Origin of the sequence: Pseudomonas sp., from assembly GCF_002796985.1 — a bacterium.
In the GTDB taxonomy this organism is placed as follows: Bacteria; Pseudomonadota; Gammaproteobacteria; order Pseudomonadales; family Pseudomonadaceae; genus Pseudomonas.
The window spans coordinates 115908-128742 of record NZ_PEKX01000020.1 but is presented as its reverse complement, the minus strand read 5'-3'; the positions used below and the strand labels follow the sequence as shown (position 1 = coordinate 128742).

13 protein-coding genes are annotated in these 12835 nt (G+C 65.4%); 10 read left to right on the top strand and 3 right to left on the bottom strand.

The window, feature by feature from the left end; translation table 11 throughout:
- Window positions 1-21: 21 nt before the first annotated feature.
- On the bottom strand, window positions 22-432 hold the full coding sequence (locus tag CTR55_RS22995; protein WP_296289678.1) for a bacteriohemerythrin: 411 nt from the start codon (window positions 430-432) through the stop codon (window positions 22-24).
- A 177-nt stretch (window positions 433-609) separates the two neighbouring features.
- On the opposite strand from CTR55_RS22995, the gene CTR55_RS22990 reads away from it, so the two are divergent.
- The 8 genes from CTR55_RS22990 (at window position 610) to CTR55_RS22955 (ending at window position 9743) form a co-directional block, all read left to right on the top strand.
- Entirely contained in the window at window positions 610-1857 is a 1248-nt protein-coding gene (locus CTR55_RS22990; protein WP_296289676.1) for a parallel beta-helix domain-containing protein, read from the top strand.
- On the top strand, window positions 1857-2978 hold the full coding sequence (locus CTR55_RS22985; RefSeq protein WP_296290354.1) for an SO2930 family diheme c-type cytochrome: 1122 nt from the start codon (window positions 1857-1859) through the stop codon (window positions 2976-2978). Before CTR55_RS22990 ends, CTR55_RS22985 begins: the two co-directional genes overlap by 1 nt.
- A 110-nt stretch (window positions 2979-3088) precedes the next feature.
- Complete coding sequence (locus tag CTR55_RS22980) at window positions 3089-3937, top strand: mechanosensitive ion channel family protein (protein WP_296289675.1); 849 nt, start codon at window positions 3089-3091, stop codon at window positions 3935-3937.
- 262 nt (window positions 3938-4199) lie between these two features.
- Window positions 4200-4673 carry a type IV pilus modification protein PilV gene (gene pilV, locus CTR55_RS22975; RefSeq protein ID WP_296289673.1) on the top strand — a complete coding sequence of 158 codons (474 nt, stop codon included), beginning with the start codon at window positions 4200-4202 and terminating at the stop codon, window positions 4671-4673.
- A gap of 1 nt (window position 4674) precedes the next feature.
- Window positions 4675-5613: a PilW family protein gene (locus CTR55_RS22970; RefSeq protein WP_296289671.1), complete on the top strand. Its 939-nt coding sequence runs from the start codon at window positions 4675-4677 to the stop codon at window positions 5611-5613.
- A 14-nt stretch (window positions 5614-5627) separates the two neighbouring features.
- Window positions 5628-6083 (top strand): PilX N-terminal domain-containing pilus assembly protein, encoded by a 456-nt coding sequence (locus CTR55_RS22965; RefSeq protein WP_296289670.1) that lies wholly within the window; start codon window positions 5628-5630, stop codon window positions 6081-6083.
- Between the two features lie 20 nt (window positions 6084-6103).
- Window positions 6104-9340: a PilC/PilY family type IV pilus protein gene (locus tag CTR55_RS22960; RefSeq protein ID WP_296289668.1), complete on the top strand. Its 3237-nt coding sequence runs from the start codon at window positions 6104-6106 to the stop codon at window positions 9338-9340.
- A 10-nt stretch (window positions 9341-9350) separates the two neighbouring features.
- A complete protein-coding gene (locus CTR55_RS22955; RefSeq protein WP_296289666.1) occupies window positions 9351-9743 on the top strand; it encodes a type IV pilin protein in 393 nt (130 codons plus the stop codon).
- Window positions 9744-9750: 7 nt separating this feature from the next.
- On the opposite strand, the gene CTR55_RS22950 is transcribed toward CTR55_RS22955, so the two are convergent.
- Window positions 9751-10338 (bottom strand): TIGR00730 family Rossman fold protein, encoded by a 588-nt coding sequence (locus CTR55_RS22950; protein WP_296289665.1) that lies wholly within the window; start codon window positions 10336-10338, stop codon window positions 9751-9753.
- 396 nt (window positions 10339-10734) lie between these two features.
- On the opposite strand from CTR55_RS22950, the gene azu reads away from it, so the two are divergent.
- Window positions 10735-11181: an azurin gene (gene azu / locus CTR55_RS22945; protein WP_296289663.1), complete on the top strand. Its 447-nt coding sequence runs from the start codon at window positions 10735-10737 to the stop codon at window positions 11179-11181.
- 128 nt (window positions 11182-11309) lie between these two features.
- Window positions 11310-11936, top strand: coding sequence for a hemolysin III family protein (locus tag CTR55_RS22940; RefSeq protein WP_296289662.1), 627 nt, complete (start codon window positions 11310-11312; stop codon window positions 11934-11936).
- 53 nt (window positions 11937-11989) lie between these two features.
- On the opposite strand, the gene nadE is transcribed toward CTR55_RS22940, so the two are convergent.
- Window positions 11990-12817 (bottom strand): ammonia-dependent NAD(+) synthetase, encoded by an 828-nt coding sequence (gene nadE, locus CTR55_RS22935; protein ID WP_296289660.1) that lies wholly within the window; start codon window positions 12815-12817, stop codon window positions 11990-11992.
- Window positions 12818-12835: the final 18 nt, after the last annotated feature.

Here is a 12835-nt window from a genome sequence, read left to right as displayed (position 1 = left end):
CTGTAGAGAAAGGCGTGCCCGCTAAGCGGTCACGCCTTTTGCTTTGAAGAACGCCACGTAAGCCTTGTCGACCTTCAGGATGTGGTGGATCAGCCAGGATTTGAGCAGCTCCAGCGCTTCGACCGAGACGACCTCGTCAGCCTCGTGGCGGTACAGCAGGTCGATGATCTGTCGGTTGAAACGATCATGCTCGGCCCGGTGCGCCTCTTCCTCGGGGTAGCCCAGACGCTGGAACAGCACCTCCTCGACGATGAAGTGATTCATCGTGTACTCCACCAGTTGCTCCAGCAGCTCGCCGATGGGCTGGTCCTCGCCATCCGGGCCGTTGAGGCTGTCGTACAGCGCGTTGGTGAGGTCGACCAGCCAGCGGTGCTGTTCGTCGATCCGCTCGATTCCAATGACGAACTCGTCGTTCCAGGGCATGAAGCTCATCCGTGCACTCCTTGGGTTGGAAGCGCAGATCATCCCGATCCGCCATCACGGAGCAGTGACGCCAATCAATCAAAGTGCGAAGTGTCTGAAGGGCTGGCGTGGCGCGGGATGTAGGAGTATTCTCGGTTTTAGTTGGTACGATAGTTCCATATCATAAGAACAAGACCGGAGCCCGCCATGCGTCTCGCTACCCTTTCCCTTCTCGCGTTCTCTGTTGCCCTGGCCGCTTGCGGCGAAGGTGACAAGCCCACCGCCGCCGTCAGCACTGATTTCCAGAAGGACTTGCAGGCCCGCCTGATCAAGGCCAAGGCCGGCGATGTCATCGACATTCCCGCCGGCACCTACCACCTGGACCGCAGCCTGAGCCTGAAGGTGGATGGCGTGACCATTCGTGGCGCCGGGATGGACAAGACCATCCTCAGCTTCAAGAACCAGAAGGCCGGCGCCGAAGGGCTGTTCGTCGACGCCTCCGACTTCACCCTGGAGAGCCTCGCCATCGAGGACACCAAGGGCGACGGCCTGAAGGTCATCGGCGGCAAGAACATCGTCATCCGCAACATCCGCACCGAGTGGACCAACGGCGCCTCCACCGAAAACGGCGGCTACGGCATCTACCCGGTACAGACCGAGAACACCCTGCTCGAAGGCAACGTCGCCATCGGCGCCTCGGACTCGGGTATCTACGTCGGCCAGTCGCGCAACGTGGTGGTGCGCAACAACCGCGCCGAACGCAACGTCGCCGGCATCGAGATCGAGAACACCATCGGCGCCGACGTCTACAACAACGTCGCCACCGACAACACCGGCGGCATCCTCGTCTTCAACATGCCCAACCTGCAGCAGCCGGGGCGCGGCACCCGCGTCTTCGACAACGACGTGCAGGGCAACAACCACGAGAACTTCGGCCACAAGGGCACCCCGGTCGCCAGCGTGCCGGCCGGCTCGGGTGTGGTGGTGAACTCCAACGACGACGTGGAGATCTTCAACAACAAGATCGGCAACCACAAAACCGCCAACGTCATCATCAGCAGCTACTTCAGCACCAACTATTCGGAGAAGGCCACCCAGCCGAACTTCGACCCTTACCCCGAGGGCATCTTCATCCACGGCAACACCTTCGGCCCCGGCGGCGACAGCCCCGACCACCTGGAGCTGAAGGCGCTGAAAGTCGCCCAGTTCGGCCTCAACGGGCGCCTGCCGGACATCCTCTGGGACGGCTACTTCAACGAGAAGAAACTGGTCGACGGCAAGCTGCCCGAAGCCCTGGCCATCTGCATCGACAATGGCAATGCCGGCATCGTCAACGTCGACGGCCCCCACGGCTACAAGAACATCAGTACCGACATCAGCTCGCACCAGTGCAAGCTCAAACCACTGCCGAAGATCGAACAGGCCGGCCTGGGTGACAAGGGCAACAAGGCATGATGAAACCCGCTTCGTTCCTGTTGTCGCTCGCCCTGGCCGCTGCACTGGCCGGGTGCGGGCAGGAGAGCAAGCCGCGTTATCAGCCCGAAGGCGACGACTACCCGGAAAAGCTCAGCGGCTGGGGCATGCTGCACCTGGCGGGCGGCCACCTGACGCCGGCCGCCGAGGTGCTGCCCTACGACCTGAACACCTCGCTGTTCACCGACTACGCGCACAAGCTGCGCACCGTGTGGATGCCCGAAGGCCAGTCCGCGCAATACGCCGAGGATCGCTTTGACTACCCCGTCGGCAGCGTGCTGACCAAGACCTTCTATTACCCCAAGGACGCCCAGGGCAATCTGCTGCAGAACAGCCAGGACGACCGCGACCCCAAGGCCGGGCTCGACATGGCCAAGGTCCACCTGGTGGAAACCCGCGTGCTGGTGCGGCAGAAGGACGGCTGGGCGGCGCTGCCTTACGTATGGAATGCTGACCAGAGCGAAGCGACGCTGGAGGTCGCCGGCGACAGCCCGGCACTGGAGCTCACCGCCGAGGACGGCAAGAAGACCGCCTTCACCTACATGGTGCCGGACGCCAACCAGTGCTCCGAATGCCACGCCGAGCAGAAGGGCGGCGGCATCGCCCCGCTGGGCCCCAAGGCACGGCACCTGAACAAGGATTTCGCCTACGCGGCAGGCAGCGAGAACCAACTGCAGCACTGGCAGGCGCGTGGCTTCCTCAAGGGCCTGCCGGAACTGGCGCAGGTGCCGCAGAACGCGCTGTGGGGGCATCCGCGCGCCGGTGAAAGCCTGGAGAAACAGGCACGCAGCTACCTGGACGCCAACTGCTCGCACTGCCACAACCCCAAGGGCGCGGCGCGCACCTCGGGCCTGTACCTCGACCCGCACACGCCGGTGTCCATTGCCTACGGCTTGTGCAAGCCGCCAGTTGCAGCGGGCGGCGGCACCGGCGGGCGGCTGGAAGACATCCACCCCGGCAGCCCGGAGAAATCCGTACTCAGCTATCGCGTTGCCAGCGACAAACCCGGCGACATGATGCCCGAGCTGGGCCGTGCGCTGGTGCACCGCGAGGGCCTGGAACTGCTCAACCGCTGGATCGCCTCGTTGCCCGGGGGCTGCTAGTGGAATAGCGCCCGGGGCCCGCCAGGGCTCTGGGCTGCGCGCTGCGATGAGCAAACGGCTGGGGCCGTGCTAGCTTTCATCAGGTCCCTTTCTCTCGCAGGTGCGCTTCCATGGAAGATACGAACATCATCAATGTGGGTACGGAGAAGATCAACGCACTGTGGGCGACGGTTTCGCAGTACGCGCTCGCCTTCGGTGTGAAGATCATCGTCGCCATTCTCTTCTGGGTCCTCGGCCGCTGGCTGATCGGCTTCGCCGTCGGCCTGGTGGAAAAGGCCCTGGCCCGGCAGAGCGTCGACCCGACGGTACTGCGCTACGTCGGCTCCTTCATCACCGTCACCCTGAACATCCTCCTGGTCGTCGGCATCCTCGGCTACTTTGGCGTACAGACCACCAGCCTCGCTGCCCTGATCGCCGCCATCGGCCTGGCCATCGGCATGGCCTGGTCCGGCCTGCTGGCCAACCTCGCGGCCGGTGGCTTCATCATCGTGCTGCGGCCGTTCAAGGTCGGTGACTTCGTCAGCGCCGGTGGCGTGGTCGGCACCGTGAAGGAGATCGGCCTGTTCGCCACCGCCATCAACACCCCGGACAACGTCCTGACCCTGGTGGGCAACAACAAGATCTTCAGCGACACCATCCAGAACTTCACCCACAACCCCTACCGCCGCGTGGAGCTCAAGGCGCAGCTCTCCGGTGCCGCTGACTACGCGGCTGCCGTGGCGGTACTCAAGCAGCGCATCGCGGCGATCCCCAACGTACTGAGCGACCCTCCGGTGGACGTGGAAATCCTCGAGTTCAACCTGGTCGGCCCGGTGCTCGCGGTGCGTCCGTACTGCCACAACGACAACTACTGGCAGGTCTACTTCGACACCAACCGCACCATCAAGGAAGCCCTGGGCACCGACTTCCCGGCACCGATGCCGGCGCAGACGGTGATCGTGCAGCAGTCTAACGGCTGAGGCCTACGCGCTCATGCAAAGGCCACCGCGAGGTGGCCTTTTCTTTTCCCAGCGAGAATCACGGCGCGAACAACCACGCCGGGACCGATGGCGCGCCGGCACGGATGAGTGGCGCGGTACTTCGGACGCTTTCCTAGCTGCACGCCTGATCCTCTCCGGCTGGCGGACTTTTCCCTTCGATCTCCCAGCAAATGTCTGGCTGACTGCCCCGCGCTGCACCTTGCACCCTTGAGGCTCACTCCTCAGCGGCGAGGCGATCAACATGACTGGCGGCAAGCGCAGCGAAGGATTCACCCTGGTTGAAGTGCTGGTCTCGGTACTCATCCTCGGCATCGGGCTGCTGGGGTTGGCGGGGTTGCAGAATGTCGGCATCGCCGCCAGCTACAGCGCGCTGCAACGCTCCCAGGCCTCCTGGCTGGCTGCTGAGATGGCCGACCTGCTGCGTGCCAACCCCGAAGCAGCACGCGCTGGCGCCTATGACACGAGCTTTGCCGAGGTGTCCGGTGGCTGCCCGAAGGCGGGTGGTTTGACGCGTGCGCAGCTCGACCTGGAGCAATGGCTCGCCAGCGTGTGCGAGGTACTGGGCGGAACGGGCAGCGGTTCGGTGCAGGTCGTCCGTCACGGTGATTTGACTAGCGCGACTATTGCCGTGCGTTGGAGTGAGCGTCGTGCTCGCGATCGGTTGGCGACAGCTGGCGATGCCTGGGAAACCTTCACTTATCGGGCAGGGCTCTGAGATGCGCCAGCGAGGTTTGTCGCTGGTCGAACTGCTGGTCTCCATGGCGCTGGGTCTATTGCTTCTGGCGGGCGTCATCCAGGTCGTGCTCGGCAGCAAGCGCAGCTATCAGGCCGGTATCGCCCTGGCCGAACTGCAGGAGAACGGCCGCTTCGCCCTGGAGGCCATGGCGCAAGACCTGCGCAATGCCGGTTTCACCGGTGCGTGCGCCGACGGGCTGGTCAATGTCAGTGGTGACGGGGGCGCGCAGTACGCCGTGGAGAAATCCGCGATTGAGGGATATGGCTCGGGAATGCCGGCGGCGGCCTGGGTCCCTTCCGGGCGTCTGGCCAACACCGATGCGGTGTTGCTGCGCTACGCCGCCGACCCGGTTCTGGAGGCGCGGACGATCACCGGTAACCGGTTGCTCCTCGCGTCAGCGGGGGCAGTCGCCGGGGCCTTCTATGTGCTCAGCGATCAGCAGTCCTGCCTGCTGCTGCGCAATGCCGGGAATGCATCGAGCCTGGTGGCGGGTCGTTCGCTGGGGCACCTGCTGGCGCCGGCTACGCGGGTTTATCCCTACCGCTACGTCATCTACTGGGTCGGTCGGGGTGTGGATGGGACGCCGGGACTGTTCATCACCGACAACAGCGAAACCACGGGTGTGGCGCAGACCAGCGAGCTGGTGAATGGCGTGGCCGGCATGAGCCTGCGCTATGGCGTGGCGGGAGCGGGAGGCGAGTGGGTGGCGGCCTACAAGACGGCGCGGGAAATGAGCTCCGGTGATTGGCGTCGAGTGCGCACAGTGCGCCTCAGCCTGCTTTTGCAGAGTCAGTCGCGAGAGGTTGATGAGGCACCTGGAACGCTGGAGTTCGGCGGCCGGACCCTGGCGCCGAATGCGGAGCGAAGGCTGCGCCTGGTGATGGGCAGCACCGCGGCGCTGCGCAATCCGCTGCCATGAAGGGGAGTTCGTCGATGCGTGGGCAAGCCGAACGTGGGGCGGTGCTGCTGGTTTCCCTGGTCATGCTGGTGCTGCTGACCCTTATTGGCTTGGCGGGTATGCGCATGGTGCAACTGGAAGAGCGCATGGCCGGCAACCTGCGTGACCGGCAGATGGCTTTTCAGGCAGCAGAAGCGGCGCTGCGCGCAGGGGAAGCGACTGCACTGGCGCGCTATCGGCGTGACGGCCCCATGGCTTCTGTCGACGCTGCCGAAGGAGTGGCCAGCGGCTTTTCCGATAGCGCCGCGCAGCCGGTTTACCGGCTGCGGTTCCTGCGATGGCTGCTCAGCGAGGGGGTGGAAGTCGGCAAGGGCGGGGCGGCCAATGGCGTGGCCATCGAGGTGCGCGCCACGGGCTACGGCGTACGTCGCCAGCCCTCGGGAGAGCCGGTTTCCAGCGTTCGGCTGAGCAGCATCTATTTCATCCGTTAGCGGGCTGCAAGGAGGTGGCGATGAGGCTCGGAAGACTCTGTGCCCTGATGGTGAGCATCACCCTGGCGAGCCCGTTGCTGGCCGCTCCGGTCAGCCAGATTCCGCTGCAGGTCGCCAGCGGTGCTCCGGGCAATCTCCTGCTGTTGCCGTCCATGGCCCATCCGGCGATAGCGACGGCGGCCAATCCGAGCCCTGTGTATGTTCCCGGCGAGCAGTACTTCGGCTACTTCGATCCGGGCAAGTGCTACGTCTACCGCGATGGTGAGGCGGAGTCGGGCCGGTATTTCCAGCCGGTCGGTCCGGCCCTGGCCCATACCTGCCGGCAGGCATGGAGCGGCAACTTCCTCAACTGGGCCACAGCGCAAGCCATCGATGTCTATCGCGCGGTGCTGAGCGGCGGTGACCGCTTGATCGACAGCGCCGGGCTGACGGTGCTGCAGAAAGGTCGGAACCTGGAGCGAGACGGTGCTTTTCCTGATCGTGCTTTGCCGCTGGATATTGTGGCGGGTGCCACGCCTTTCTCCGGCGCAACGCTGCATCTGCGCATAGCGGGGCAGGAACGCGGCCTGCTGCTGAGCCGCAGCCCTGACTTTCCCGGCGAGCCGCAGGAGCTCCTGCCCGGTGCGCTGTTGCTGCCGGCGACGACTTATCGGCTGTCAGTGCGTGTGCAGGTTTGTGCTACCGGCCAACTGGAGCGCAACTGTCAGCGCTATGGCGAGCACTACAAGCCCGAGGGGCTGTTGCAGCAGTACGCTGTTCGCCTGCGCTTCAGCGTCTTCGGCCGGTCTGATCGCGAAGCGGGAGTGATGCTGCGCGCGCCACAGAAGTTCGTCGGTCCGTGGCTCGACGATGGGCGGGATAACCCGCTGAAAGAATGGTCGGCGCAGACCGGCATGTTCATCGACCGGTCAGCTGGAGTGATCGCCACTCTCAACCGCTTTGACGAGTCCCCGTTACTGCCATTCGATGACGTGGGCGAGCTGCTCCATGCCGCCACGCGCTATCTGCGCCGTCAGGGCGACCGTGCGGACCCGCTCATCTACGCCTGCCAGCGCAACGCCATGCTCGGGATTGGTGGCGCGGGCGATGGCGAGGCGGGTGCGAGTCTGCTGCGCCTCGGTGATTCCGAACTGGACCAGGCGGCGCAGCGAGTGACGGCCATGGAGGCGGGAACAGGTTCCGCTGCCTCGCTCGCGTTGGCGGGGCTGGCCTATGACGCCCATGTGCGCGACCTGCGCCCGGACCTGCCCGGCCGGCAAAGCGCATCCACCTACTGGCTGGCCTCTTCCCAAGAGATAGTCGGCCGTGGCAACGCCCTCTGGCTGGCGACCCAGTACGGCGGCTTCACGGTCCCGCGCAATTACGCCTTCGCACGCACATCACCGCTGCCGGGCAATTGGTGGGAGGGGGCGGATGGCTGGCCGGCGAATCTGCTGCGGCTCAGCGAGCCCGACAAGTTGCGTGATGAGCTGAAGCAGGCCTTCGCCCGCGTGGCTGACGAGGGGCCGAAGAGCATCGGCAATTTCAGCGCAGGCCCGCAGCCTGGCGAGTGGTTCAGTACCCTGCTGGAGGGGCGGCGTTGGAGCGGCGATCTACAACGGTGGCGTGAGGGCGAGCAGCAACCGCAGTGGTCGGCTGCACAGCGGTTGGATGAGCTGAGCGAAACGCAACTGGCCGGGCGAAACATTCTCACTGTGCGACCTCCCACGGCCGGGGCGGACGGGGCGCTGGTCGCCCGCGAAGGCATGCCCTTCGCCTGGAGCGCCTTGAACGAAGAACAACGCCGCAGGCTGGGCGCCGAGGAGGGCGCATCGTTGGTGGACTACCTGCGCGGTTCGCGCCTGCTGGAGCGTCGCGAGCCGGGCAGCGTGCTGCCGTTTCGCCTGCGAGCCAGTCGGCTGGGCGATATCGTCGGATCACGGCCCGTTCACTCCTGGCACGACCCGCAGCCCTACGCTGAGCTGCCCGAGCCGTTGGGCAGCCGCTACCGGGAGTTTCTCGCCAGCGCGCTGTACCAGCAGCGCGCGCCACTGGTGGCGGTGGGTGCCAATGACGGCATGCTGCATGGCTTCGATGCGCGCGATGGGAGGGAGTTGTTCGCCTACGTGCCAGCGGTGGTACTGAGTCACCTGCGCGAGCTGGCTGACCCCGGCTACACCCACCGCTACTACGTCGATGGATCGCCTGTCGTAGGCAACGCCTGGCTCGGCGAACAATGGCGAACCTTGCTGGTGGGCAGCACGGGAGCTGGCGGCAATAGCGTATTTGCCCTGGATGTGAGCGATCCGGAGCGGGTGCATCCCGGAAGCGTGCTTTGGGAGTTCAGCCATCCCGACCTCGGTTACACGCTGGGGCGGCCAACGCTCATGGCCCTGGGCTCGGGGAAGTTCGTGGTGGTGGTTTCCTCGGGCGCCAGGGACCCGGAACGCCTGGGCGGGGATATCTGGTTGCTCGATGCCGCGGATGGTCATCTGCTCAAGCGCGTTCATCTGCCCGAGGCTGGCGACCTGGGGCCTGTGACGGCGATCAGCAGCTTGGGTGGTGTTACCGCCAACCGCCTCTATGTGGGCGACAGTCTCGGGCATCTCTGGCGTGTGGACCTGACGGGCGAGGAGGGTGGCGACTCGGCCATTCCGCTGTCGCTCTCGGGCAAGCCGCTGTTTCGCGTGTTGGCGCAGGATGGAAGCCCCCAGGCGATCACCGCTCCGGTGGCGGCCGCACTGGACCGCAGCGGTGAGGTGCGCGTGCTGTTTGGCAGTGGCCGTTTCTACCGCGCGGGTGACAACGAACCCTCGGCAAAGGCCGAGAGCCTGTACGGCGTGCTCGATGGTGGGGACACCCTCGCCGGCCGTGACAGCCTCCGCCCGATGTCCGCCAACGCCGCACCGGACGGGGTGCGCGGCTGGTATCTGGACCTGCCGGCGAATGGCTGGCGGGTGGTGGAACAAGCGCAGATTCGTGAGGGCAAGCTGGTGCTGTTCAACCTGATCGCGCCGGGGGAAGACCCCTGCAGCGATCCGCTGGTTCACGGTTCGGTCGTGCTGGATCTGGGCAGCGGCGAGCGGCTGGCGGGCGGCCTGCCGAGCAGTGACATGACGGGTGCCGACACATCGCGGCAGCCCAGCGGAGTGCTGCTGCAGCCCGACCCGGAGGGTGATCTGCGGATGTTGTCCGTGGATCGCGACGGTCGCCCGCAGAGCCGCCAGGTCGAGCTGCCCCGCGACAGTGGCCGCAAGGCCTGGTGGGAGTCTCGTTGAGATGAAAGCGATGAACGAACAAGCGGGCGGCTTCACGCTGGTGGAGCTGCTGGTCTGCCTGACCCTGATCGGCATCCTGCTGGGCATCGCCCTGCCGGCGTATCAAGAGCATCTCCAGCGGGTGCGTCGGGTGGACGCGCAGAGGTCCCTGATGGAGCTGGCGCAGTCACTGGAGCGCTTCTACACCAGCCGTGGCACCTATGCCGGTGCGCCGCTGCCGTTCGACCAGTCGCCTGCGGGGGCGGGGCAGGCGTTCTATCACCTGGGCTTCGCCCAGGGGCCGGACGAGGCGGGCTATGTCCTGCAGGCCGAGCCGGTCGGGGCCATGGCGCGCGATACTTGTGGGGTGCTGACGCTGGCCAGCAGCGGGCTCCGTGGTGCGGCTACGGAGCGCTGCTGGTAGGCGTCTGTCAGGTCGGCGTGCGGTCCACCCACTTGGGCGCGGCCAGGGGCTTCCAGGCGGCCAGGGCGCTGACAAGTTCGGCGGGTGAGGCGGCGCGCTGCAGCATGTCGCGGTGCGGCTGGCGCACGAAGCGTTCCTGCACCAGATGGTCGAGGAAGGTCAGCAGCGGGTCAAAGAAGCCGTTCACTTCCAGTAGGCCCAGCGGCTTGGCGTGGTAGCCGAGCTGGCCCCAGGTCCAGACCTCGAACAGTTCTTCGAGCGTGCCCAGCCCGCCCGGCAGGGCGATGAAGGCGTCGCTCAGCTCGGCCATGCGCGCTTTGCGCGCGTGCATGCCGTCGACCACTTCCAGGCGCGTCAGGCCGCTGTGGCCGACTTCGGCGTCTTTCAGGCTTTGCGGGATGATGCCGATGACTTCGCCGCCGGCAGCCAGCGCGGCGTTGGCGACGATGCCCATCAAACCGACGGCGCCGCCGCCATAGATCAGTTGGATACCGTTTTCGGCGAGGTAGCGGCCGAGGGCTTCGGCGGCTTCCTGGTAGATCGGAGTGGCGCCGGGGCTGGCGCCGCAGAATACGCAGATGGAACGCAAGGTCATGGATCACTCCTCGTTTTGCAGGCCGTCAGGGTAGCGGCAGCCGGAAGCATCACCAAGTCCGAAAATACCTATTCCAGCTCGGCCAAGCGGCAGGCCCCGGCCCCGGCGCTAGCGCCCAGGGCGTAGCAGGCGAGCAGGTTCTGTAACAGCAGACTTTGTAACACCGGGAGACGGCGCATGGGGCAAACTCCAGTTGGGCCGGGGGATGGCGTCTATGCTAGGCGGGGTGCGCTGATCTGCCTCGTTGATCCTGCCGATCGACCTGATAGACAGTCTGTGGTTTTGGCCCATGGTGATCGGCCAGGTGGCCTTTGATGTAGATCAGGGGAACCCGTACCCCTTTCGGGCAGTCTTCCCCTTCAGGATTCTCCGCCCAACCTGCCTAGGAGGCATGTCATGTTCCGTAAACTCGCCGCTGTATCCCTGCTTGGCCTGTTCAGTGCCCCGCTGCTGGCCGCCGAATGCTCCGTGGACATCCAGGGCAACGACCAGATGCAGTTCAGCACCAACGCCATCACCGTCGACAAGAGCTGCAAGACCTTCACCGTGAACCTGTCCCACCCGGGCAGCCTGCCGAAGAACGTCATGGGCCATAACTGGGTGCTGACCGCCGCTGCTGACATGCAGGGCGTGGTGACCGATGGCATGGCCGCCGGTCTGGACAAGAACTACGTGAAGGACGGCGACACCCGCGTGATCGCCCACACCAAGATCATCGGTTCCGGCGAGAAGGACTCGGTGACTTTCGATGTTTCCAAGCTGAAGGCTGGCGATGAATATGCCTTCTTCTGCTCCTTCCCGGGCCACTCGGCCATGATGAAGGGCACCCTGGCGGTGAAGTGATCCGGCTTTCGTTCGAAAGCGTGTGATCCGAAAAGCCCGACTTTTAGGTCGGGCTTTTCATTTCACGCTTTTTGTTTCATGGAACCGAGGTAGGGTGTGGGCGTGGTTGAAATTGCAACGAGGGACTCATGTACCACGGTGAACGCTTCAACGCCTGGACTCACCTGATTGGCGCCGTGCTGGCGCTGGTGGGCGGCATCTGGCTGCTGGTGGCAACCAGCCTGGTGGGCGAGCCACTGCGTATCGTCAGCGTGGCGGTGTATGGCACGACGTTGACGATGCTGTACAGCATCTCGACGCTCTACCACAGCGTGCAGGGAAGGGCGAAGGTCATCCTGCGCAAGCTCGACCACCTGTCGATCTACCTGCTGATCGCCGGGAGCTACACGCCCTTCTGCCTGGTGACGCTCAAGGGGCCGTGGGGCTGGACGCTGTTCGGCATCGTCTGGTCGATGGCGGTGATCGGCATGCTGCAGGAGATCAAGCCGCGCTCCGAGGCGCGGGTGCTGTCGATCATCATCTACGCGGTGATGGGCTGGATCGTGCTGATCGCGGTCGGCCCGCTGTACCGCGCGCTGGGCGGCGCGGGTTTCGCGTGGCTGGTGGGCGGTGGCGCCTTCTACACCATCGGCATCATCTTCTTCGCCTACGACAGCCGCTTCCGCCACTGGCACGGCATCTGGCACCTGTTCGCGATCGCCGGCAGCCTGCTGCACTTCATCGCCATCTGGCGCTACGTCATTCCCCAGCACTGAACCCTTGCGCTCGTTGGCGCGGGTTTTCCTCCGCGCCAACGGCTGCCGTTCGCTTACGGCGCGGTGGGCAGTGCGCGCTTGTGGCGAGTCTTCTCGAAGGTGCGGACGATGATGTCGAAGGCTTCCTGGCCAACGTCCTGGCCGTGCAGGAAGGCATCGATTTCCTTGTAGGTCACTCCGTGGGAGTGCTCGTCCGGCTTGCCGGGTGCGAGGTCTTCGAGGTCGGCGGTCGGCACTTTTTCCACCAGATGTTCCGGCGCGCCGAGGCTGCGGGCGATGCTGCGCACCTGGTTCTTCACCAGACCGGTGAGCGGGGCGAGGTCGCAGGCGCCGTCGCCGAACTTGGTGAAGAAGCCCATCACCGCCTCGGCGGCGTGGTCGGTGCCGACGACCAGGCCGGCGCGGGCGTTGGCGATGGTGTATTGGGCGACCATGCGGATGCGCGCCTTGGTATTGCCCAGGGCGAAGTCACGGGTCGCCGGGGCCAGGCCTTCCAGCGCTTGGGTTTCGGCGGCCAGCGCCTGTACCGAGGGGCCAATATTTACGGTGTGGCGCTCGTCGGGGGCGATGACGTCCACCGAGTCCTGGGCGTCCTGCTCGTCGCCCTGCACGTTGTACGGCAGGCGCACGGCGAGGAAGCGGTAATCCTGGTTGCCGGTCTCGGCGCGCAGGCCTTCCACGGCGCGCTGGCAGAGCATGCCGGCGGTGAGCGAGTCGACGCCGCCGCTGATGCCCAGCACAAGGGTCTTCATCCCCGAACCCTTCAGGCAGTCCTGGATGAAGCGCACGCGACGCTGGATCTCGGCCTGCAGCTCGGCATCGGACTGGAAGGGCGGCTGCACGTTGAGTTCTCTGGCGATGGCGGCCTGTCTGTCTTTCATCTCGGGGCTCCTGTCGAA